Source organism: Pontibacter sp. YIM B11418 (assembly GCF_059278805.1).
Genome location: NZ_JCAEMH010000003.1, coordinates 296,960 through 319,809, shown reverse-complemented (window position 1 = coordinate 319,809; position 22,850 = coordinate 296,960). Strand labels below are relative to the sequence as shown.

General features: G+C 48.6%; 17 protein-coding genes. 4 read left to right on the top strand and 13 right to left on the bottom strand.

The genetic code is table 11. The features are described from left to right. The first annotated feature begins 160 nt into the window (after positions 1-160). Both AC4QZR_RS09095 and AC4QZR_RS09090 read left to right on the top strand, forming a co-directional pair. Complete coding sequence (locus AC4QZR_RS09095; protein ID WP_494480623.1) at positions 161-1,420, top strand: YeaH/YhbH family protein; 1,260 nt, start codon at positions 161-163, stop codon at positions 1,418-1,420. A 116-nt stretch (positions 1,421-1,536) separates the two neighbouring features. Then, positions 1,537-3,051: a SpoVR family protein gene (locus tag AC4QZR_RS09090; protein ID WP_494480622.1), complete on the top strand. Its 1,515-nt coding sequence runs from the start codon at positions 1,537-1,539 to the stop codon at positions 3,049-3,051. A 140-nt stretch (positions 3,052-3,191) separates the two neighbouring features. On the opposite strand, the gene AC4QZR_RS09085 is transcribed toward AC4QZR_RS09090, so the two are convergent. From AC4QZR_RS09085 to AC4QZR_RS09075, 3 genes are all read right to left on the bottom strand, one after another. Beyond that, positions 3,192-3,920, bottom strand: coding sequence for a fasciclin domain-containing protein (locus tag AC4QZR_RS09085; RefSeq protein ID WP_494480621.1), 729 nt, complete (start codon positions 3,918-3,920; stop codon positions 3,192-3,194). A 395-nt stretch (positions 3,921-4,315) separates the two neighbouring features. Further along, on the bottom strand, positions 4,316-5,545 hold the full coding sequence (locus tag AC4QZR_RS09080) for a cysteine desulfurase-like protein (protein ID WP_494480620.1): 1,230 nt from the start codon (positions 5,543-5,545) through the stop codon (positions 4,316-4,318). A gap of 35 nt (positions 5,546-5,580) precedes the next feature. After that, on the bottom strand, positions 5,581-6,048 hold the full coding sequence (locus AC4QZR_RS09075; protein ID WP_188499723.1) for a MaoC family dehydratase: 468 nt from the start codon (positions 6,046-6,048) through the stop codon (positions 5,581-5,583). A 1,110-nt stretch (positions 6,049-7,158) separates the two neighbouring features. Here AC4QZR_RS09075 and AC4QZR_RS09070 point away from each other — a divergent pair. Next, the gene (locus AC4QZR_RS09070; protein ID WP_494480619.1) at positions 7,159-8,055 is read left to right on the top strand and encodes an aldo/keto reductase; all 897 of its coding nucleotides are present in this window, start codon (positions 7,159-7,161) and stop codon (positions 8,053-8,055) included. Between the two features lie 5 nt (positions 8,056-8,060). On the opposite strand, the gene AC4QZR_RS09065 is transcribed toward AC4QZR_RS09070, so the two are convergent. The 10 genes from AC4QZR_RS09065 to AC4QZR_RS09020 form a co-directional block, all read right to left on the bottom strand. After that, positions 8,061-8,780, bottom strand: a complete 720-nt coding sequence (locus tag AC4QZR_RS09065) for a hypothetical protein (protein ID WP_494480618.1) — start codon at positions 8,778-8,780, stop codon at positions 8,061-8,063. A 4-nt stretch (positions 8,781-8,784) separates the two neighbouring features. Continuing rightward, complete coding sequence (locus AC4QZR_RS09060; RefSeq protein WP_494480617.1) at positions 8,785-10,614, bottom strand: hypothetical protein; 1,830 nt, start codon at positions 10,612-10,614, stop codon at positions 8,785-8,787. 148 nt (positions 10,615-10,762) lie between these two features. Further along, positions 10,763-11,827 carry a WG repeat-containing protein gene (locus AC4QZR_RS09055; protein WP_494480616.1) on the bottom strand — a complete coding sequence of 355 codons (1,065 nt, stop codon included), beginning with the start codon at positions 11,825-11,827 and terminating at the stop codon, positions 10,763-10,765. A 330-nt stretch (positions 11,828-12,157) separates the two neighbouring features. Then, positions 12,158-12,487: a hypothetical protein gene (locus AC4QZR_RS09050; RefSeq protein ID WP_494480615.1), complete on the bottom strand. Its 330-nt coding sequence runs from the start codon at positions 12,485-12,487 to the stop codon at positions 12,158-12,160. A 98-nt stretch (positions 12,488-12,585) separates the two neighbouring features. Next, positions 12,586-14,811, bottom strand: coding sequence for an FUSC family protein (locus tag AC4QZR_RS09045; RefSeq protein WP_494480614.1), 2,226 nt, complete (start codon positions 14,809-14,811; stop codon positions 12,586-12,588). Positions 14,812-14,881: 70 nt separating this feature from the next. Next, positions 14,882-15,280 (bottom strand): NUDIX hydrolase, encoded by a 399-nt coding sequence (locus tag AC4QZR_RS09040; protein WP_494480613.1) that lies wholly within the window; start codon positions 15,278-15,280, stop codon positions 14,882-14,884. Positions 15,281-15,304: 24 nt separating this feature from the next. Then, the gene (locus AC4QZR_RS09035; RefSeq protein ID WP_494480612.1) at positions 15,305-16,198 is read right to left on the bottom strand and encodes a phosphorothioated DNA-binding restriction endonuclease; all 894 of its coding nucleotides are present in this window, start codon (positions 16,196-16,198) and stop codon (positions 15,305-15,307) included. Between the two features lie 405 nt (positions 16,199-16,603). Next, the gene (locus AC4QZR_RS09030) at positions 16,604-19,693 is read right to left on the bottom strand and encodes an anti-phage protein (RefSeq protein ID WP_494480611.1); all 3,090 of its coding nucleotides are present in this window, start codon (positions 19,691-19,693) and stop codon (positions 16,604-16,606) included. A gap of 345 nt (positions 19,694-20,038) precedes the next feature. Then, positions 20,039-20,473, bottom strand: a complete 435-nt coding sequence (locus AC4QZR_RS09025; protein ID WP_494480610.1) for a VOC family protein — start codon at positions 20,471-20,473, stop codon at positions 20,039-20,041. Positions 20,474-20,497: 24 nt separating this feature from the next. Continuing rightward, a complete protein-coding gene (locus AC4QZR_RS09020) occupies positions 20,498-21,385 on the bottom strand; it encodes an SRPBCC family protein (RefSeq protein WP_494480609.1) in 888 nt (295 codons plus the stop codon). Between the two features lie 479 nt (positions 21,386-21,864). Between AC4QZR_RS09020 and AC4QZR_RS09015 the strand changes: the two genes are divergently transcribed. Continuing rightward, positions 21,865-22,776, top strand: coding sequence for an alpha/beta fold hydrolase (locus tag AC4QZR_RS09015; RefSeq protein ID WP_494480608.1), 912 nt, complete (start codon positions 21,865-21,867; stop codon positions 22,774-22,776). The last annotated feature ends 74 nt before the right edge of the window (positions 22,777-22,850 follow it).

Below are 22,850 nucleotides of genomic sequence, written 5' to 3'. Positions count from 1 at the left end.
GATGAATTGATAATTCATCCATTAGAAAATAACGCCTCACGCACACCCGACTTTACTCACCAATTCAAAATATTCCCACCAAAACTCACTCAATCACTAACTCACTCATTCACTCAATCCAAAATCACTCAATCACTCAATCACTCAATCACTAACTCAAATGAGCCACATCATCGACAGACGGAAGAACGACAAGGGGAAGTCCACCGGGAACCGGCAGAAGTTTCTGAAGCGGGTGGAGAATCAGATCAAGAAAGCTATACCTGATATCATCTCGCAGGAGAGCATCAAGGACAGCAGTACCGGCGGAAGTGTGAAGGTGCCTGTGCGCGGACTTGAGGAGCCTACATTTCACCATGACCCCAAAACCGGCAAAAAGCAGGCGGTGCGCCCCGGTAACGACAAGTATAGTGAGGGCGACCGCGTGCCCAAGCCCAAAGGGGGAGGGGGAGGCGGCGGCCGGGGCAAGGGTTCTAACAGTCCGGAGGTGACCGAGGATGAGTTTACTGTGGTGCTGTCGCGGGAGGAGTTTCTGAAGTATTTTTTTGACGACCTGGCGCTGCCCAATATGGTGAAGAAACTGATGGACAGCACCGAGAATTTTGAGATGCGACGAGCCGGTTATACCCGCGACAGCGTTCCTTCACGCCTCAACATCAAGACCAGCTACCAACAGTCGCTTGGGCGTCGACTGGCCCTCAAGGGCGTACTGGACAAGAAGTTGGCGCTACTGGAGGAGCAGCTGTCGCTGGCGACCGACCCGCAGCTGAAAACCGCACTCGCAGAGGAGGCGGAGAAGGTACGGCGTCAGGCCAACACGTTGCCTTTCTTCGAGGACATCGACCTGCGCTACAACAATTTTGAGCGGGTGCCTATACCTGTCACTTCGGCCGTGATGTTCTGCATCATGGACGTATCGGCCTCGATGGGGCAACACGAGAAAGACGTAGCCAAGCGCTTTTTCACGCTGCTCTACATCTTCCTGACCCGGCAGTACAAAAACGTGGAGCTGGTCTTTATCCGGCACCATACCGAAGCCAAGGAAGTGTCTGAAGAAGAGTTTTTCAATTCCAGAGAAAGTGGCGGTACGGTGGTGGCGCCCTCGCTCAAGCTGATGGAGCAGATCATGCGCACCCGCTACGACGAGAACTGGAACGTGTACTGCTGCCAGGCCTCCGATGGCGACGTGTGGTCGAAGCAGGACGCTACCGAATGCAAGCAGCTTTTGCTGGAGAATATTCTACCCGTTATTCAGTACATGGCCTACATTGAGATCAGCAACAGTCCGCGCGAAAGTGACCTGTGGCAAGCCTACAACCGCATCAGCGACGACGACTCTTTTTCAATCCGCCAGGTATACGAGCCCTTCGAGATCTGGCCTGTTTTCCAGGGACTGTTCAGGAAGCGGAGTGCCGCTTAAAACGTATCAAGTATCACGTAGCAAGTAGCACGATGCCTTCAAAACATCCTTTTTCAAGCCATTCCCTCAAGCTAAGTCTTGCTACGTGATACCTAATACTTGATACCCAAAAAAATATGACAGACATAGAAAAATACCGGGCGATGTTTTGTGATCCGAACTGGGATTATGAAACGCTGCAGGCGGCGGATGAGGTGATCAGCCGGATCGGGAAGGAGTATCTGAAGCTGAAGATATACCCGAACCAGATCGAGGTCGTGACTTCGGAGCAGATGCTGGATGCCTATGCGCTCACCGGCCTGCCTACCTCGTACCCGCACTGGAAATTTGGGAAGGACTTCGTGCTTAACCAGAGCAACTACAGCAAAGGCCGCATGGGGCTCTCGTACGAACTGGTGATCAACTCCAACCCCTGCATCAGCTACAACATGGAGAACAACTCCACCTGCATGATGCTGCTCGTGATCGCCCACGCCTGCCAGGGCCACAACGCCTTTTTTGCCAACAACTACATGTTCCTCGACTGGACCTCGGCCGACTCCATTGTTGACTACATGGCTTTTGCGCGGGAATATGTGTTGCGCTGCGAAGAAGAGCATGGAGAAGAGGAGGTAGAGAAGGTGTTGGATGCAGCACACGCACTCATGAACTACGGCGTCGATAAGTACAGGAAACCCTCTAAGCTGTCGGCACTGGAGGAGAACGAGCGGCTGAAGAAACTCACTTTGATCCGGCATGAAAACTACAACGAACTGTGGCGTACCCTGCCCAAAAGCACAGCCGAACTGGAAACAGGTGCTTTGGACGAAGGGCGCTTTCCCAAAGAGCCGGAAGACAACATCCTTTATTTTATTGAGAAATACGCTCCGGCTCTACCGGCCTGGAAGCGTGAACTGGTGCGCATCGTCCGCAAGGTGTCGCAGTACTTTTACCCACAGGGCGCGACCAAAGTCATGAACGAGGGCTTTGCAACATTTGTGCACTACCACATCATCAACAAGATGTTCGAGGAGGGCTACCTCAACGACGGCTTCATGCTGGAGTTCATCAAGAGCCACAGCGGCGTGCTCTATCAACCAGAGTATAGCAGCAAGTTCTACTCCGGGCTCAATCCCTATACCCTGGGCTTCAATATTTTCATGGACATCAAGCGCATCTGCCAAGAGCCGACTGAGGAGGACAAGGCCTGGTTCCCGGATCTGATTGGCAAAGACTGGCTGGACCAGGTGCTGTATGTGATGGAAAACTTCCGCGACGACAGTTTTATTCTGCAGTACCTTTCCCCGAAAGTGATCCGCGACATGAAGCTTTTCACGATCATCGACAACGAAGGAGAAGCGGAGTTTGAGATCGGGGCCATCCACAACGAACGGGGCTACCGCCGGGTGCGGGAGCAGTTGGCGGCACAGTACGACCGTTCCAGCCACATCCCCAACATCCAGGTGACCCGCGTAGACCGGCACCAGACCAGCAAGCTATACCTGACGCACTACATGCAGCGGGACCGCAAACTCGAAACCAAAAGCGCCCGCCAGACAATGGCCCATCTCCGCTACCTGTGGGGCTTTCCGGTGGAGCTGCACTCCAAGAATAAGTTGGGGATCAATGAGAGTTCTTTTGAGATAAAGTAAGAGACAGAGACTATCGTCTATCCACTTTAGTAGCCCTGTTTAAGTCCTTACTTTAAATTATAAAAGCGCTGAAGGAACATTTCCTTCAGCGCTTTTATAATTCATGTCTAGCTTATTCTATCCAGCCTGACTTATTCGCCTTATAGATCGACCACAGCGGACGGCATGATGACGGAGTCGAGTACGTGAATCCTGCCGTTAGAGGCTTCCACATCCGTCTTGATCAGCTGTGCGTTCCCGACTGAGGTGATGGTGCCACTGTTATCAGTACTCACAGGGAGGTAGCTCTGGTCTGTCATCCGGATTCTGGTATTGCTTTGTAATTGCCCCGAGCCTACCTCCGAAGGCAGAATGTGTGCCTGTATCATGGCGGAAAGTACAGCGCTGTTGTCAGTTAGCAGCAGCTTGGCGAGCTTATCTTCCGGTATTTTGGCAAAGGCTTCGTTTGTTGGAGCGAAGAAAGTCATTTTATCTAAACGCTCCAGGTCGTTTTCCAGGCCAGCCTGCTCGATCAATTTCACAAAGGTAGAGAGGTTGGGACTTTTTCTGGCCAGTTCCATGACCGTGTACTGTTCTGTATCGTCAATGTCGTCAAACATGTCATCAATCGGAACGGGGTTTTCCAGTGCCAGCGCGGTAACAGCGATCGTTCCAACCGGAACCATTGCCTTTTCTTCCACAACCAGCACATCCAATATCTGGCCTCCCTCATCGGTAGTGCTTCCTGCCATACGCTCGGTTTCACTGTATGTGGCTTCTCGTTCCATGGCAGTTGCATCTGTCGTCTCGGCAGAACTGGCGCAACCAAACAGTACAAAAGTCGATAATGTCATTACGGCAACCGGCTTCAAAATATTCTTCATCATCATAGCTTTCTGTGTTAATATTTACAAAGTATAAAAATCTTTACCTGCCTTCTTTTTGATCAGGAGACAAGTCTTATAAATTTCTACTGTTTTAAAGCCATGATGTTTCAATGTTGCTACATTAAATACCATGGTGTTAAACCCTTAACTAAAAAAATATGTCTGTTGGCACGAGAATTACGTGTGTTCGAATGAAAAAACCCATGCTTGGCTAAAATATGGCAAAGCATGGGTTTTCGTTAGCAGTGTAAGGAGTTTGAGGTACAGAACCCCCATGTGTTGAAAAACTGTAATTGTATAATTATAAGATAAAAGTAAGTAATTGTTGTTTAGCTACCCTCATATGGCAGTATATTAGAGGCTTCGCGCCAGGGCAATTCACTTGCGTTAATTTATGTTCAGTGAGTAGCCATGAATTCCTTCAGGCCTTTCTCAAAAAGCGCTACTTCCTCCATCGTGTTGTAAGGAGCCAGGCCGATCCTGATCCAGCCGCCCATGGGGTTTACGCCCAGTTTGTCGGCCATGGTGGAGGCGTAGAAGTGGCCGTCGGCAATGCACATATGGTAGTGTTCGGCAAACCAGCTCGTCACGTCGCGGGCTTTTATACCAGGCAGCGTAAAGGCGAAGGTCGGGGTTTTGTAGGTGCCTTCAGCTGCTCGGTAAAGCTTCAGACCAGGTATCTGGCGCAGGAAACTTTCCAGCCGATCTGTGAGCTGCTGCTCGTGCGCTTCAATGCACTGCATGCCTGATACCAGCCGTTCTCTTCGGGTATGGCCTTCGCCCAACTGTTCTATGAACGTGATGGCGCCGATCAATCCGGCAATGGCTTCGTGGTTTTGGGTGCCCGTTTCGAGTTTGTCGGGTATCTGCTGCGGTGCGGGCGCCAGTTTGTATACCTGCAGTTTCTCGAAAAGCGATGCCGCGATCACAGCGATACCAATGTGTGGACCAAAGAACTTGTAGGCAGAGCAAAACAGGATGTCGCAGCCCAGTTCCTGAAAGTCGATGGGCAGGTGCGGCACAGCATGCACGGCATCCAGCACCACGATCGCATTCACCTCTTTGGCTCGCGCTATTACTCGCCTCACATCCGTCACCGTCCCTGTCACGTTCGACGACATCCCGATCGCTACCAGCTTTGTCTTCTCGGTGATCAGTTCGTCGAGTCTGTCAAGGTTTAAGGTATAGGTGTCGGGGTTCAGCTCTATAAACCGCACCTGAGCGCCTTTGTCCTTGGCCAGCGTCACCCACGGATCCACGTTGGCGCGGTGGTCCATTTCGGTCACCACCACTTCGTCGCCGGAAGAGATAAAGCTGCCCAGACTGCGGGCGATGCTGAAGGCCAGCGTCGTCATGTTCTGTCCGAAAGCCACCTCCTCAGGTGCACAGTGCAGCAGGTCCGACACCGCTTTGCGTCCTTCCAGCAGCAGGTTGTCGGTGCCCACGCTGGTGGGGAAGGCGCCGTGCAGGTTGGCCATCCCGCCAGTGATGTAAGCCAGCATCCCCTCAATGGCCTGCTTTGCCATTTGCGTACCGCCGGGTCCGTCGAAATAGATGAACGGCACTTGATCACCTGATTGCTGCAGAGCCGGGAAGGCTGCGCGAATATTTGCTGCTAAAGAACTCATAAGCTGATTGTCTGGATGACCCGCCAACGGACCGGTTAATCGTTAAAATGATACAGGAACGTCACCACGCCTGTATAAGCCGGTTTACGGCTGTTCTCGATTTCGAGGGTAACTTCGATCTGTGTTTTGGCAATGCCGCGCAGGTTTTTAACTGACAGCATTTTGGCACGCAGCCGCACCCGGCTGTTCACGGTCACGGCCTGGTTGAAGCGCAGACTTTCTATTTCGTAGTTCACCTGCATCTTCACATTCCCGATCTTCACGATCTGGCCCCACAGGTAGGGCAGCAGCGACACCGTCAGGTAGCCGTGCGCGATCGTCGACCGGAAAGGCGTCTCGATGGTTGCGCGGTTTTCGTCCAGATGAATCCACTGGTGATCGAGGGTAGCATCCGCGAATTTCTTGATCTGCTCCTGCGTGATGGTGTGGTAGTCCGATACACCCAGTTCTTTCCCCTGGTATGATTCCAGTTCTTCGAGGCTGTTGATGGTTAATTGACTCATGTTAGGTTTTGTGTTTGTGTTGGTGGTATAAACATACGTTTTATTCCGGAAAATTAGTTGTTTCCTATATTGAGGATAGGGGTTTTTATATGGTATAAATGGTTTTTGCCTTGCTGGCAGGTTTATACTTTCATGACTTTCATGGCGCGAGCGTCCTCGCTCGTGTTTGCTATGGTAGGGTCCTTGGCCCAGGTATAGGTGCTTTGTTGCTAATGCCTTTTGCAGGTATAGCAGGCTGCGTTGTTTTATAGCTTGCCCTTGCCGGGCGGGCCTTACTTTTTTCCTTGATGAAAAAAGTAAGCAAAAAAATCAAGACGCTCCAAACTCGCTGAACGCTCGAACAGTGGAGCGCCGAAAAATGCACCTGGCTGATGTCTTCTATTTCATTGCCTCCGGGGCAAGTTAGTCTTGCTATACCTGCCAGTGGATTGTGATAATTAATACAGAACTTATAACTAACACTGGTAACTGCCGGAAGTCCCCCTTTGAAGGGGGTAGGGGGATGTCAATCATGTACATGAAACTGCAGCCACAACGCCTCTACCTTGGAATGGCAATTACAGATTCCCCGCCTTAGACAAGGAGGGGTTAGGGGTGGTTGGATACGGTACTGCAAAGAAACTGCTGAAGCTACTACACTTATACCTGAATATAGTAATGGCAGAAGTCCCCCTTTGAAGGGTAGGGCCGTTAAGTTCTAGCTAATTCTCCCCTTGAGGGGAGCGCAGAGGGGTGTTTACGATTGTGTTAAAACAGTAATATGGCCAGCTATCAGCATTTTAGTACTGCAGCAACACCCCTATAATCCCCTCAAGGGGATAGTTTTATACAAAACTTAACAGCCCTGCCCTTCGAAGGGGGCAGGGGGATGACAATCGCGTACGGGAATCCTGCAAATCCGTGGGGGTAGGGGCCCTCTTAATTCCCGTAAATCCTGATTTAGACAACTATACCTGTCCACGATTCGGACAGGTCGCGACCTGTCCCTACTATTTTACGTTTCCTCCCGTTCTGCGACAGGGGCGCACTTCAAAAGAAGAGAGCCAGTACATCCCCAACCTTCTCCCCCAAACCACGCTATAGAAACAAACTACGCAAAACTTAACCACCATGACCTACAAACAGTTGGGAAAATCAGACCTCCGGATAAGTGAAATCGCCTTTGGGTGTATGTCGCTGGGGAGCGACCAGGCGGCGAATGCGAGGCTCCTGCACCATGCGCTGGAGCAGGGGGTAAACTTCTTCGACACAGCCGATCTGTACGACAAAGGCGCAAACGAGGAAACGGTCGGTAAGGCGTTTGCAGGCAGGCGGGAGCAGGTGATCCTCGCGACGAAAGTCGGAAACCAGTGGCGGCCCGATGGCAGTGGCTGGGACTGGAACCCTACTAAAAGCTACATCCTGCAGGCCGTGGAAGAGAGCCTCCGGCGGCTGCAAACCGACTACATCGACCTGTACCAATTGCACGGCGGCACCCTCGACGATCCGATAGACGACACCATCGAAGCATTTGAGCTGCTGAAACAACAGGGCAAGATCCGGCACTATGGCATTTCGTCGATCCGGCCCAATGTGATTCGGGAATTTGTCAGTCGTTCAGGTATAGCAAGCGTCATGCTGCAGTACAGCCTACTCGACCGCAGGCCGGAAGAATCGGTGCTGGAGCTGCTGCAAGAGCAGGGGGTAGGCGTATTGGCCCGCGGTAGCCTGGCGCAGGGGCTGCTGGCCGGCAAGCCTGCCAAACCCTACCTCGGCTATACCTTAGAGGAGGTGCAACAGGCGGCCAACGCCGTACGAAAAGTAGCGGGCTCAAACCGCATGGCAGCTGAGGTGGCGGTGCGCTATACCTTGCACCACCCGGCAGTGACTGCGGCCGTGCTGGGTATACGCACCGAAGAGCAGCTGGAGGAGGCGCTACTGGCCAGTAAAAGTGCAGATTTAACACCTGAAGAAATCAGAGCACTGCAGCAGATAGTACAGGCGAACAGGTATGAGCAGCACCGCTGAGGGGCCTAACGGACGATGGGTATAGAGACGGTCAGGTTGACGCGCAGGCCGTTCCAGCCAGGATGTATCGTTTTGCTGTTGCTGTTGATGACAAGTTGCTGTTTTGGCTCACCCGGCACATGGAAGGGATAGTTCGTATCCACAAAGTAGCCCAATGAGAGGGTCGTTGGAAAATGCATTAAAGGATATTGCAGTCCAACGAATGGCTTGAAGCCCAAACCATACGAGCTAAACTTATCTTCACTGCTTTCGGTCTGGCTGTTTATCTTGGTATAGGCCTCCAGCTTCATGTTCGTCATCAGCATATGCAATTCTGCCCCCGCCACATAGCGTAACTTACTTTCTTTGATGGCTTGGTGGTGATAGAACAAACCTCCGAAGGCATTGTAATTGAGCGGGGTGTCCAGCAAAAACTCACCGGAGTAGTCTGCATAAGCCACCCGGCCACCGGTAGATCCGTGCTCGATGAAAAATCCGATGCGGGATTGATCCCCTATATCGGACACCACATTGAGGCCAAACTGAAGATAAGAGCCATAGGTATCGGTAGCCTTTGCATTCAGGCCCGTGTTGGCGATCATAACGCGCTGCAGCTCCTTCATCGATTGCATCCGGAAAGTGCCAAAACCCAGCCGCGGCTCCAGGTATACCTTCGACTGGGCTATGGTTGTGCTGACAGTTAGCAACAGACATACTGCCAGCAGGAAAGTTTTCAGGTATGACATAGCCTTACAGTTTTAGATAGCGGTTGCCGGAATAGAGCGTGTTGTTGTAAAGAAAAACCAGGGTGCCATCCGCTATATCAAGTTTGTTGACCAGTTGGCCCGTACTGCTGTTGTAAATAAAGAGCTGGTTATAACTGCTGCCATAGAGATGGCCAGTCACCGGATCCGTGTCAATCGGGTATAGCTCCCTTTCTGTCTGAAACGTTGACTGCAACGTGCCATCCGTAGTGGAATAAAAGGAGATAGTGGATCCTTTGGTAGTATAGAACTGCGGACTGAGAGTATGAAACTTCAGGGTATTGGCCTCCTGTTTTGTCAAAGACAACTGTTTCCAGGAGCTATTGGGCTGCTCTACATACACCTGGTCCGATGCGTTGATGGTTCTCCCATCCGGGCTGATCATGGAATAGCTATAATGCAGGTCGGCCTCCACAGCGGTGATGACCTTTTTCTGATCCATATCAATCACATAGGCATAATCCTTCGTGTCTTCGTAATAGTCCGCGCTCCGGGCCCGCAGAATCAGCCTGTTGGTGTTGCTCACCCCATCCAGCATACTGAAATGGTAGAACTCATCCGGCAGTAAATCGTTCAGCTCATAGGTAGCCAGCGTCTGCAGTGTGAGAGGGTCCAGCCTGTGTATGGCATAGTTGATGATGCTGTATAGGATCTTGCCATCCTGGGAGATCACGTCCTGCTTCTCGCTGCCTATCTGGTCGTACATGACATTCCGCTCCTGCAAGACATGGCGGGTGGCCGCGTCCACTACCTTGATATAGCCTCGGTCAGCAAAGTAAAGCTTTCCGGAAGTGGTCTTCCCGAACAGCCTGTCTACGTCCTGTGGCCCCCAGGGAGCGCCTATACCTTCCAGTATGGCAAAGTCCCTCACCGACCTTGAGCCGGGGCTGGGGTATGACCTGGAGTACGTGGCCAGGGTGGCATGCAGCTCTTCCCCAAATATATTGGCAGGTATGGTAACAACGGTGTCCTTTGGATTGGTAAGGGTGATAACCCTGTTGGAATTCAGGGTCAGTTCGTAGCTGCCAAAATTCCTGCTGAAGGGGGTGGAACTGAACGTTATGGTAAGCTCCTTTTCGGGGCTGATGGTACTCCCCAGCACATGCGGTTTGGGGTAAAAGTAGGGGATCGAATTGCTGGCCAGGTCATAATAGTACCCGTTTACCCGCGTCACCACCCGGTAGGAAATCTGCTCTCCCAGGTAGTCTTCGTCGAACCAGGTCGTCTGGTTCGGGTCGGTAATCGTGGCCGTCAGTATCCCGTAAACCTGGCCTGGGTATATCCGGTGGATCTCGTATTTCTGGAAGCCGGTTCCCCTGTACTTTTTCCATTCCAGCTTCAGGCTGCCACCCTCTGCTTTTACACTGGTGAGCGTAACGGGCTTTGGCGGCGTGTTATCAATGTACACCACCCAGGTTCTGTATACCTGAACACCCTCAACCCCCGCTTTGTCTGCCAGACTGCCGGTACCCGAGTTGCCCAGCACGTTGAGCTGTAGGGTATAGTAACCGTCGGCATATTCGGTCGTCTGGAGCTGACGCCCCCCTGTGGCAGACGAAGTCGCGCCCAGCGAATGTTTCCCCAGCAAAAGCTCAACAGAGTAGATGGCGCGCCCCGGAAGGGAAACGTTGAAATTAAGATTGACCGATCCACGCAGCATCAGGGTGTCCTGCGACGGAAAATTGTCTAGTTCGATATCGCCTATCACTTCGACCTGAGGGCTTACCTCCTCAAAGTGACTTCCGGATGGGCTGTAGTCGCAGGCAAGAAAAAGGCACGGGGCGATCCCGAGCAGCAGGCGTAAAAGTTGCTTCATAGGCGAAGGGCGGATATTAACACAAGGTATAGGAGCGGGCAAATATACAGATTGTCTGGTATTTGCACTATATCCGGGGTGAAAATTGGAAGGTATACCTGGTTCTGTTGACGCAACCTTCAGGTATACCTTCCAGACCTGCATTGGCCTATTTGCAGTTCTTCTTCGTTACTTTTCCTTCTTTGGTCAGGTATACGGTCTGGCCATCCTTCTTCAGTTCAATGCAGTTGTCTGAAGCGTAGAACATAACGGGTTTATCGAAAACAGCGCCTGTTATGTCTTTTCCCGACTTATCTACATAACCAAACTTATAAACATCTCCGGAAGGGGGATCCTGGCGGTAATAATAGAATTGCTTGCTGATGTCGTCTGTAATGTAATCGTACCAGGCCGTAAACTGCTTGCCATCGGCCTGAAACAGCGCCTCCTTCTTAGCAGTGTTTCTGACATTGAAGATCTTGTTGTCGCTGCCCGAACGTATCTTCTCGTACGCAAAAGGGATCACGGTATTTCCCTGCTCGTCCATCACACCCGCTTTGCCTTTCAGCACCAGGATGACCAGGCCGTTTCTGTAATAAGTGTACTCGTCGTCGTAGATAAGCGGCACGAGCACCTTGTGTGTTTTTTTGTTGATGAACCCGCATTTCCCGTTCAGGCAAACCCGGTAGCGGTCCCCCTGGCTGTTCACACTGTCGTAAATGGGTTTGAGCAGGTAGGAGCCGCTTTCACCGTCTATCAGGGCATCTTTGCCGTTGATATTTACCATGATCTCAGCACCATGGTAGCCCCTTAGTACGGCACCTGCCGGCAGGATGCTGCTGCCAGTTTCCGTGATGATATCCGTTTTGCGTTTTCCCTCCACCTGGTACTCGACATAGAATACATCGGTGCGCTGAAAGAATACCTCCAGTTTGCTGTACCGGATCGGCAGAAGGAGCTTCTGCTCCGTATCCATGAGCCCGAATTTTCCGTCCAGTTCCACTCTGATGTGAGGCTCATATCCTTTGTACGCCACGGAGGTATACCTGGCGGGCACGACGACCTTCCCTCCGTAATCAGCGAGGCCAAACTTCCCTTTCTCTTCGATAAGCTTGTAGTACACTTCCAGCTGCATCTGCTGAGGCGGCATAACATCCAGTTCTTCAATTACCTGTGCGAAAGCAGGGGCGAATGGGAGCGAAAGAAAAATGACGAGAAGTAAAAGTTGCTTCATAAGCGGTGTGGTTTGAAGATGGGTGTATGGTATAAATATTAAAGATATGCTATATAATTAAGTCATACAATTTTAAGTATAGCATCGGGCATTCCGGTAAGCAAAAAAGCAGCAAACGTTTCCGTCTGCTGCTTTTCAGAATAGTGTGGGTATACCTGCCGGATGCGGCAGGGCTTATACGTTAGTCGTAGCTTTTCTTTTTCTTTTCGAGTTTAGCGGCCTGCTTTTCCTTTGGAGTTTTAGCCGGCTTTTTCTTTACATCCTTTTTTGCGTCTTGTGACTTTGCCATAGGTATAGATTTAAGGTATAGAATAAAGGTACGTAATTTTTTTATTCGTAATGCACCTCCAGCTCATCTTCCGCCAAACCGAAGGCAATTCCCCGCATCAGGATCTGGGCGTTGGGGTGGGAGGGATCCTGCAGGTCCTGTTCAATCTCCCTGATGCTCATGCCCAGCGTATCGCCTCCAAAAATACGGATGCGCAGCGATTGGGTGCTTTCCACTACGTCTTCATCTTCATTGTCCTCGTCGGCATCTGCCTGTAGCTGCAGTTCCATTTCCTGCAAACGCCCGATCAGGGTGTCGCGGTCTATTTCCTGGTCCAGGAACTGGCCGAACAACTGCCGGGCCATAGGAGAGTAGTGGGGTTGGTGGGGCATGGGTGTTATTTGTTTTAATAATAATTAAACGCAAGATACGGGAAATGTGCCTGAATTGCCGTCCCTTTATCAGTAAGCGCAAAGGCAGCCCAGGGACATTAAGCCTGTCCCTCCACCGCATGCTTCAGGTTACCGGAGATGGTGTGCAGCCACTTCAGCTGATCCGAGATCAGGCGGGCTTCCTTCAGGTTTTTGAGGAAGCCGGGAGCGATGGGCTTATACGTGGCTCCGGCCAGCTCGCGGGTGCGTATGGCAACCAGTTCGTTATACCTGCCCTCCAGGTGGTCGTACGCCTCCACCAGCTCTTTCTTCATCACCTCTTCTGCCTCTACCTCCTCTTGCAAGGTTTGCAGGGCCTGTGCCAGGTTGGCGTCTATCGACTTGATGATCAGGTGCAGGTCTTCCGAAGCAGCCTCTGTCTTGTTGTCCCGGATAAAGGTGCCCAGCGCAGCCGCAGCCGCCAGGAAGGTATGGTTCAGGCCGACGATCTCATAGATCTCCATCAGCTTCTGCTGCGCAGACTTCGGTTCCTGGCTCATCCGCTGGAAAGCCGCATTCAGATTGCCCATCTGCAGGAAGGCTTCTTTTCTGGCGAGTTTGTAGGCCGTAGTGTTCTGCGATTTTTGATGGCTATACCTGTCTATCTCGGCCAAGTAGCTGCGGTTGGCGTTAAGGGCCTTCACAATATTTCCTTTGATGCTCAGCAACTCCCACGAAGGCCACAAAAAGGAGATAGCTCCCAGGGAAATGGCAGCGCCTGTCAGGGTATCGATCACCCTGAACTGGATCGCGTCGAAGGCATCCGGGGAGATGAGGGCATAGATAAAGATGACACCAGTGGTCACGAAAATAGAGGAGGTGCGGTAGTTTCGCTGCACAAAAGCGAAAGAAAGAACCAGCGAAACCAGCGCCAGCACGCCATACAGGTATACGTTCTGCACCAGGAGCACCACCGTGCCCGCTATCACGGCACCCAGCAAAGTACCGTAGAGCCTGTGCTTCGACCGCTCTTTCGTTAAGGTATAGCCGGGCCTCAGGATGACCACGATCGTGAGCAGGATCCAGTAAGCGTTCTGAATCGGGAAGAGGATGCCCAGCACATAGCCCACCAGCATCGCGATCGTCAGCCGGCCGGCATGCTTAAAGATGGGCGACTCTGGGGAGAGGTTATCGCGTAAGATCCGCACGTCATAATCCTGCTGGGTGATAAACTGCCGGCTTTCCCTGCTCTGCATACCGATACTTTGCTGGTCCTCCAGGTCCAGGTACACCCGCTCGATCGAGGCGATCTTTTGCAGCAGTTTTTCTTCGTAGTCCAGCAAATTGTGGAGCAGGAGCGCACCCTCCCGGGCCTGGGGTAGTTGCAGTTCTTCCACGTACTGGCGGATGCTGTCGTTGCACTTCTGCAGCAAGGGCTCCAGGTCTTTCTCTGCTGACAGGGCAAGCCCCTGTTGCATACTGTCGGCCAGGTCGTCCAGCTTGGCCGACAATTCAAAAACCAGCTTAATGAAAGGCAACAGCACCCTGACGGACTGTCCGAAAAGTGCTCTGGCCCGCTCATAATTGGCCGGGTTGGCTAGCGATAATTCCAGGATGTCGATCAGCTCGATAAAGATCAGGAGCTGCTTGCGGTGGTAGTTGGAAGTGCCGGAGCTTTGCCTTTCGTGCAGGAGCACTTCGCGCAGGGCTTCGTGGGTCTCGTTCAGTTTCACCTGCAGGTTGTAGAGTTCCTTCTGCAGCGCCTCCTGGTCCGGGCTCTCCGTCGTCAGCTTGCCACGCAGCTGTATGTAGCGGGCCGTCTGCCGCAGACAGGTAATGATCAGGTTTTCAGTTTGCCGTCTTTGGAGCAGCGAATGGAAAACAAGCGAAAGCAGCAGCGCCCACAGGCCACCCGCAGCCATCAGCAAACCGTGTATAAATATGTCGGCGCCCGCATGCACGTGCACAAAACTCATCACAATGGCCATCAGTCCGGCAAAAGACACCAGCGAAGCCCGGAAGCCATACACGGAAATAAAGGAGATGGCAAACACCAGCACAGCCAGTACCGGCAGCAGCAGGTATAGACTACCCGATGCCAGGCCGATGGCGATACTGGCCAGCATAGCAATAGCTGCCGCTGCCAATATACCCACGGTTTTATGCTTTCTGCTGCCCGGCACATCGCTTCCCGAAGCCAGCACCACGCCCATGGCGACGCTCAAAAAGTAGGGCACCTGCCCAAGCCATAGCCCCAGCGAAACAGGCACAGCGGCACCAAAGGTGATCACCAGCGCCTTTACAAAGTCGGTACTCCTGAAAAATTGTCTCAGCTCCTGCAGCATACCGCAAATGTACGGCAAGTGCCGGTGCGAAGCTGTGTCTGGTGGGGGAAGTTTTAGAAAGTGCTTTGGGTTAGTGGAGAAGCTTCTGATCTTTCAGCCAGTCGAAGATGATCTGGTCAACGGGCGACACGGCCTCTCTGTCCTGATAAGTAAGCCACACGACTTCTTCTATTTCACTGGCTGCGGCAATTTTGCCCGTATAGTTACCTGTATAGCAGGTCATTTGCACCTGCACCCCATCCGGATGGCCATCGGCCTGCGCCTGAAATATACCCAGAAACCGGGTGCTGGCCTCGAACAGGTCAATGCTAAGCTCTTCGCTTATTTCACGCGACAGTGCCTTGAAGTCGCTCTCGCCCGCTTCGCGTTTTCCGCCGGGGAAATAGTATTTGGATCTGCCCTTGCTTCGGGTGCTGAGTATTTTGCCGTCCTGGATTTCGATCCAGGCGAGTTTGTCGATGATGTGCATGGGAGGCAAAGATAGGGAAGGGGATTACAAATCTCGGTAGCCGCCTTTGAATACTTCGTTTACATGCCAGATGGTGAAGTCAGGATTGGGGTAGAAAGCTTTCTTCTGCGGAGGTCGGATTGATTTGCCGTGATGCTGCAGAAGCCATTCCTGTGCTCCTATACCATTTATTTCATCTGATACTAACAGTCGTAAATCAGGGTTAACAGTAAAAGCACCCAAATCAAAGAGCTTATGATGTGTGGCACAGAGAGCAAGGCCATTCACTTCGACATCTGGTCCACCAGCCTGGTGCCACATGATGTGCGCTGCTTCAAGTGCTAATACTTTATGCTTAAGCCGAACACCAAAGCCGCAAACAGCGCATTGATATTCATAAGCTTTCAGGATGTTTTCCCGAAATTGCGGGACACGCTTTCTAGGAGTCTTTGCTTTATTGCCAATTGGTGTTGCCGTAATATCCAGCCCAACAGCATCCAATATATCCTGATGAAGCGTGTCAGGGAAATTCTGTTCCAGTATCAGTTCAGTCACAGTTCGCAATAATTCCGGGTCTTGCTTTAGCTGTAGTGTCACCTCATCCGGGAATTTCCCCTGCAGATCGTGATCACGTAGAAACTTAGAACTGTAGTCCTGCCGGGTGTCCAGTAACTCAGGCTTGTTGAACTGCCACAGGTTATCATTCGCCAGCTTGGTGAATGGGAAGTTTGGGTATAAGGTTTTACGCTGAGGACCAAAATCAAGTAGTAAGTCTCTAAGTCTGGGATCTATACTTGTGTAAGGTATAAAACCTGTATTGCCTCTTTGAATCTCTCCCAATGCCAAAAGCATGAGTAAAGGCTTATGTGGTGCACGAATGCCTTTGCTTTTCCATGTATTGATGTTTTGGAAGTGGGAGATGAGTTGGGATGTTGTCACTAGCTTTACACCTTCTAAACTTATAGTATTAGTAGTAAATTTTAATTCATCAAGCTTTACACTTTTTCTGAATTTAGGTCATTTTATACTTGTTTTACCAATAATTGATACCCCCTCAATAGTGGAAGAATTCATCTAAGAATTTCGCCTCTATTGCCGATAACAACATCACCTGTATCTACTACATAAATGATCGTTTTGAGTCTTCAGTTTTTTTATTCGTACAATCCCAATTTCCTCAATATTTTATCAGTATTGTACATAGATAAGATGGAAGTCATACTTGTCTCTGCATAGTCAAAACCATTTAACTAGCTCTCGAAGGGGTCAGTGTGCACATCTGCTAGATAGACAAACTCACATTTCGCCTTCGCTTTAAATTATGGTACTAATTAATATAAAAACTTATTTGGTTAACCTTGCTTTTGGGTTTGTAGATTGTAGTCGTTTGTAAGGTATACCAAGGCCCTCGCAAACTTTTTGTTTGCTTTGGAAATGAACTGGGAACAGGTGAAAATGATTAACAACCATATGTCTAAGGATTGATAATGGAATGAATTTTTTTTCTAAAGTTTTACCTAATTGGACTAAATTAGCCTGAGGAAAATTAGCAGCATGGTCTAACTGTAATGAACTGTGTATTAAGTGTATTGCTGGGGTATCATATTCCCTAATTAGACGATTGTATGTCTCATTCAAACTTGGCGACCCAACTGATGCGGCTACACGTTTTATAGTGCTATATGAAATAGTTTGTGTTAATCCTAAGATTGACTGCTTAGCTCTTTGTAGTAGCTCATCATTAGTGAAATTTGGCTCTTCTGTTCTTTGTAGTTCAACTACATATCTGACAATATGATCTCGATTTTCAGAAAGGAGAGATAACATGTTCCCTAAAGATCTTAAACCTAATTCATAGCACTCTTTAGCTATCTGGAGTTTTTGAGTCGCTGGTAACGATCCTGGGAAATTTTTTAGTATTTGTCCTAGTATTTGTAAAGTTCTGAATGCACCTCCTAATTCTTTGGCATATAGAGACATTTGCTCAAATTCTTCAGCACTATGCTCACTAGGGTCATTTTCATACTCATCATGCCCATTTTCCAAATTATCTAACTCATGTAATCTTTCTTTTCTAGTTTCTGCTACATCTTTTTCAACATATTCTATACTTAATGTTCCGTTATTATTATCTAAAAACTGGGGATCATTAAATTGTAGGAACTCAAGGTCTTTGTCAAGATTAGCAGGTCTGTCATTTTTGAAATGATTTTTAGCCGCTATGGTCATTTCCTGTATTATGAATGGATCTCTAGATAGGTGCGCAAGAAATAACAAAATATTTGCGTAATCTTCAATATAGAGATTATGACACAACTCTTTGACCTTTTGCCTTACATGTTCATTTGTAATAAAATCATTTAGATACTTAGCTACAAAATAGTAATACATATACTTATACTTAAACTCATATGTATCTCCTATCTTAATTAGGATTAAACATTTCTCTAATTCTGCTTTAATACCATCAAATGAAATTTTTAAATCATATTCAACTTCATATTCTCTATGAAGTTCTTCAAATTTATCTTCTGGAATCTCCTCTTTAGTAAGAGAAAACATCTGATAAGCTACGTAAGAAAGGTAGGCTATTTTTACATCAAACTGAATTTTAGTTGAACCATTTGCTAAGGCATTACGAATGAACAATTCATAAAAGTAGCCATAAGTACTTGCACTCACGTCAATAGGTGTTATGCTATCGTTATTCTGGAGGATTGATAGAATAATTATAGGAAACGCAGGTACAAAGTTTTTTCCAACTATGGTATCTACTGTTCTTTCAATAGAAAGTAATTTATTTGCCAGAAGTTCTTCATTTTCGTGAAGCGATGAATCAAGTAGCAACCACTTTTCAATCAATACATTTCTTCTAACGTAACCAAAGGGGAGTATTCTAAAGGTTCTAAAAGAAGCTCTCTCCTCAATCATTCTTTTCGCATCAGTGATTTCATTGATTTGTTGAGCGATATCATTGGACAATAGGATGACCTTGCCAAAGTATGCTTCAAGTAACGATAAAAAATCTTTTTCGTAGCCGCGAGCAATTTTTAATTTATGAAAGCTATCGATTATAAGTATTCTCTGACTATAATCGAGTTGTTTATACTTGTCAGTTATTTCGCCTTCATACTGTTCTTCAGCCTGTGATATGAAATATTCAATAACTTGTTCATTATTTCTAGCTTTGAAAGACTGTCCTAAAATAAGTATTGGAACAAGACCTTTTTTAAGGAGGTCTTTATATAGTGTTTTAGCTAACCCAGTTTTTCCGCCTTGTTCAGGAGCTGTTATTAAAATATTTTCAAGTGAAATTAGCTGTTCGAGTAATTGATCTCCTTGTATAATAGAATTTGTTTCACCTCTACCATATGATGACTCTCTTAAATCTGGATAAATAAAGAAATTTTCCAGTTTCAAATTTCCTTTTACTGGATGATTTATATTTACGCCGGGATTCTCAAGCCAATCTAGATGTGCCTTTGAAATCTCAAAGGCTCTTTTTTTTCTTAATTTATTACCCTGGAATTCTTCCCATCCTTGGCTTCTATATGTAGTAGTATAGTGGTTTTTTTCCCATTTATATATTATAAACTTTTGTAGTAGATTTTCAGGATCTATGAAAATTAGATTGAAGCTTGAATTATCAGGATCACTTGAGTCTTGCAACGCACCACCTTCAAAATATTCAGTAATTTCTCCACTCATTCCTCCAATCCTTTTGACACTAGAGTCATGTTCATGACCAGACATAAGTATATCTGACTGATCTTCAATAACTTTTCTAAAGCTTCTGTTGTTCATCTCCATAATCCAGTTATAGGGATGATGAAATAAAGTGATAGATATATCAGTTTTGCTTGCTTTGGTATTAATAAGATGGGTTGGATAAAACATGCTTCCATGCGTTTCATTCCTTTGGGAAACCCAAGCTGTGTTTATGCAATTAAAAACAAAATTATAGCCTGACACATCGACATTAATAGTGGCAAACATTTGGTCTAATCCTTCAATGTTTACTCCTGTCATTTCTTTAACAAAATCAAAGAAAGTGCTTTGTACACTTGTGCAAATTTCAACGATATCAGGTGTGACAGACTCGTTATGAATATTCTTTATAATTAAGTTTCTAGCGCTCTGAGGGGTACTGAAGTCGCAGTCATGATTCCCAGGAATAAAAACATATTTTATATCCTTAATAAAGGAGTTCTTAGAAAATAGTTTCTTCTTTATACTCTTCAACCAATCAGCAGCAACTACATATTCTAGTTCATCACCTGAAAAAGCTATATCTCCAGTAAGTGTTAAAATTATGAAGGTATCGTTTACAATTTCTGCAGAAATTGCTGATACTAGTTCATCAGTTTTATTAAGTATAGGATCATTTTCTCCCTTAAAGTGAATATCGCTGAGTTGTACAAGTAAAGTTTTCAAAGCCTAGATTTTTAGTTGATATTAATTTTCAAATGTTTCAAAAGCCAAAACTATTTTATCAGATTTTATTGAATCATTACATGCATAAAGTATTCTTACAAGCACAAATGATTTTTGTAAGTAAGCTAATCTATTGTTGTAACATTATAGGAGAACAAGGTACAAAATAAATATTATATAGGGTAGTTATAATATTGCTTTTTACTATGTTAGGATGCATCCCTGTATGTTAGTTTAGAGCCAAAGATTTACCTTACAGAAATACAAAAGGACACTTAAAAGCAAAAGAGCCGCCTTCCATAATTGAAAGAGCGGCTCTTTTGTTTTTATGATTTCTGTTCGAAATTACTTCTGGTCGCAGTTGAACATCCAGTGCACGCCGAATTTGTCTTCGCAACTGCCGTAGTAGTCGCCCCAGAACATATCCTGCAGTTCCTGTTCTACTTTGCCTCCTTCCGAAAGCGCCTTGAACAGGCGCTGGGTTTCTTCGCGGGAGTCGGGGTGCAGGGTGATGTACACATTGTTGCCCTTCGTCAGCCGGAATCCCATCGATTCAGGCGCGTCCGTTCCCATTAGCAGGTGTCCGCCCAAAATCGGCAAACCGATGTTCATGATCAGGTTTTTGTCTGCTTCAGGTATAGGCGGCATGTCCTCGGAAGGAGGGATGTCGCCAAAGCGGGAGATGTTCCCGACAAACTCAGTCCCGAAAACGGATTTGTAGAAAAGGAAGGCTTCCTCGGTCTGGTTCGTGAAGTTGAGGTAGGTGCTTACTGCTGCCATCGTTTTATTTTGTGGGTTAAAAGTTTAGGATCCGGTTTCGCACATGGCCTTAATTTTCTGCAACGCCTTAGGCCAGGTTTCTGAAAAGTGCGCTTCATACTCCTGGTTCGTGTCCACGTCAACGGCCAGTACCGTTTCGCCCTGCTTTTCGGTAAAGGTATAGTTCTCCAGCGCACCCGCCCATTCGGCTACTTCCGGTCCGCTCGTGATCTCGGTGCCGTCCTGCACCAGGCCCAGGTGCTCGATGCTGATAAACTGGTTCGGAATGTTCTCCTTTATCCGGCTGACCATGCCACCGGCAACGCCCTTGTCGTCCAGACCCAGGAACTGTATTTTAGCGCCTTTCTCCCAGGAGCCCTTGTAATGCGAGGTCGGATGAAACACAGCGGTCCAGGCCTTGTACTGCTCCGGGTCGAGCATGGTGCGGTATACCTTTTCGGCGGGTGCCTGTATGCTTATTTCGTAGTGCAGCGTGCGGGGCTTTGAAAAAGCTTCCACATAGTTTTTGAAATTATCCAGAATGGCCTGCCAGCCTGCCTGTTGCATCTCCACCGAATGGCTTGGGTCTGCGTCAAAGGTTTCCGTAACGCGGGTTTCATTGCCTGCTGGCTCAAATGTGATCTCTACTTTTCGACCGTCCTCCAGGGCATAGGCGATGCGCTCGTGCTCCTGCACATCGGTGTAAGTACCGTTGAAGTCAAAGCCCATGCTGCTGTCTTTGGCCTCCATTCTGGAGAGGAACGTGCCACCCACCCGAAGGTCGTTTTCAGCCCGTGGGGTATGCCAGTCATCGGAGGCATTGTTCCATCTGGTAATGTTCTGCGGCTCGGTCCAGCATCGCCAGACTTTCGCTACCGGAGCCTGTACGTTTGCGCTGATGGTGACGGTTGTGGTTTTTGAAGTGTTTTCCATAGTATTTAGCTTATTTTGAAAAGATTGACTTGTGATCAGGATTGACAAGGTGCAATATGAATGTACATATAAAAATCAAATGAATACAGGTGTAAACACTTGAATTCATGTGGCTGTTGCACCTGATCCTAATAGCCCCAGGCCGCTTGTCTGCCTTGCTCTAACTAGTACAAAGATAAACTGACAGGGCTGGAAAAAGGGGGTGAAAATTGACAAATGAAGGGCGATTTGCGACAAAGTAAAGCTGCTCTGGCTGATTGCCCGGTCAGGGGCTTGCAGAAGTTAAGAACCGCTTCTCCTATACCTGCCAGTGATCTGCAGGGAGTAAGAAAACCTCTTAATGAAGTGCAGTATACTGTTGCAGGAGTGGTTACAGGTATGGAGCCTTTCGAAGCGCCGCCTACGTATACAAGAATGTGCGGGGCTAAACGGCAGTGGCTTCTGCTGGCCCGGCAGAAGCTATAAAACAATCAAGCGCGATGGAAGCAATAGAGGGTTACATCAGCACACGGCAGACACTCTTTGAACAGGAGGGAATACAGCCTGAGTCAAAAAAGGTTTTTGTGGATGGCTTGGGTAAGACGATCCATTACCTGGAACTGGGAGACGGAGAGCCGCTGTTGCTGCTGCACGGCGGTGGCAGCCATGCCGGGGAATGGATAAATATCCTGCGGCCTCTCTCAGCGCGTTTTCACCTGTTGGTGGTCGACAGGCCCGGCTGCGGCTTGTCTGATTATATGGATTACCGGGGCCTTGATTTCCGGTCGGAGGCTATCGACTTTGTAGGTACGTTCATGCATGCTGTGGGCCTGGAGAAAGCTTCATTGCTGGGCCAGTCCATGGGTGGCTACTTCAGTATCTGTTTCGCCATGCAGTATCCCGAACGGGTAAATAAGCTCCTGCTCATGGGGGCGCCTGCCGGCATGAACCACCGTATTCCGCTCCTGCTTAGACTACTGGGTACCCGGGGGGTGAACACGCTCCTGATAAATACGGTCGGCAGACCTTCCATTCCAAATGTCAGGAAGCTGCACAAGGAGCTTTTCGTGGCCGATGTGGCCCATCTCTCGGAAGCCTACCTCCGGCATTCCTATTACAGCCAGTTGTTGCCAGGCGCCATGAAATCATTCACCACGCTGCTGGAAAACGTGCTCACACTGCGGGGATGGAAAAACAAATACTACCTGGGCGATCAGCTGGGCGGGCTTGCTGTGCCGGTCAGGTTCATTTGGGGCGATCAGGACGCTTTTGAACTTCCTGCTACCGGAAGGCAGAAAGCAGCGGCTATCCAAAACTGCGAATTTGTGGTGGTGGAGGGGGCGGGGCACTGCCCCTGGCTAGATCAGCCTTCGAAGTGCGTTGACTCTGTTTTTACGATGTCTCCCGTATAAGAACGGCAACGCAGCTCAGCCATACAGTTTTAACTGGCCTTGTTTTGCAGCCGGATAATGACGCTTTGAAATAG

What these genes read in the sequence shown, in the direction of transcription:
- AC4QZR_RS09090 (WP_494480622.1), top strand. Translation starts at nt 1,537, where the DNA reads ATGACAGACATAGAAAAATACCGGGCGATGTTTTGTGATCCGAACTGG.
- AC4QZR_RS09055 (WP_494480616.1), bottom strand. Translation starts at nt 11,827, where the DNA reads ATGAAGCAACTTTTACTTCTCGTCATTTTTCTTTCGCTCCCATTCGCC.
- AC4QZR_RS09080 (WP_494480620.1), bottom strand. Translation starts at nt 5,545, where the DNA reads ATGAGTTCTTTAGCAGCAAATATTCGCGCAGCCTTCCCGGCTCTGCAG.
- AC4QZR_RS09045 (WP_494480614.1), bottom strand. Translation starts at nt 14,811, where the DNA reads ATGCTGCAGGAGCTGAGACAATTTTTCAGGAGTACCGACTTTGTAAAG.
- AC4QZR_RS09085 (WP_494480621.1), bottom strand. Translation starts at nt 3,920, where the DNA reads ATGATGATGAAGAATATTTTGAAGCCGGTTGCCGTAATGACATTATCG.
- AC4QZR_RS09065 (WP_494480618.1), bottom strand. Translation starts at nt 8,780, where the DNA reads ATGTCATACCTGAAAACTTTCCTGCTGGCAGTATGTCTGTTGCTAACT.
- AC4QZR_RS09020 (WP_494480609.1), bottom strand. Translation starts at nt 21,385, where the DNA reads ATGGAAAACACTTCAAAAACCACAACCGTCACCATCAGCGCAAACGTA.
- AC4QZR_RS09075 (WP_188499723.1), bottom strand. Translation starts at nt 6,048, where the DNA reads ATGAGTCAATTAACCATCAACAGCCTCGAAGAACTGGAATCATACCAG.
- AC4QZR_RS09060 (WP_494480617.1), bottom strand. Translation starts at nt 10,614, where the DNA reads ATGAAGCAACTTTTACGCCTGCTGCTCGGGATCGCCCCGTGCCTTTTT.
- AC4QZR_RS09015 (WP_494480608.1), top strand. Translation starts at nt 21,865, where the DNA reads ATGGAAGCAATAGAGGGTTACATCAGCACACGGCAGACACTCTTTGAA.
- AC4QZR_RS09050 (WP_494480615.1), bottom strand. Translation starts at nt 12,487, where the DNA reads ATGCCCCACCAACCCCACTACTCTCCTATGGCCCGGCAGTTGTTCGGC.
- AC4QZR_RS09070 (WP_494480619.1), top strand. Translation starts at nt 7,159, where the DNA reads ATGACCTACAAACAGTTGGGAAAATCAGACCTCCGGATAAGTGAAATC.
- AC4QZR_RS09095 (WP_494480623.1), top strand. Translation starts at nt 161, where the DNA reads ATGAGCCACATCATCGACAGACGGAAGAACGACAAGGGGAAGTCCACC.
- AC4QZR_RS09040 (WP_494480613.1), bottom strand. Translation starts at nt 15,280, where the DNA reads ATGCACATCATCGACAAACTCGCCTGGATCGAAATCCAGGACGGCAAA.
- AC4QZR_RS09025 (WP_494480610.1), bottom strand. Translation starts at nt 20,473, where the DNA reads ATGGCAGCAGTAAGCACCTACCTCAACTTCACGAACCAGACCGAGGAA.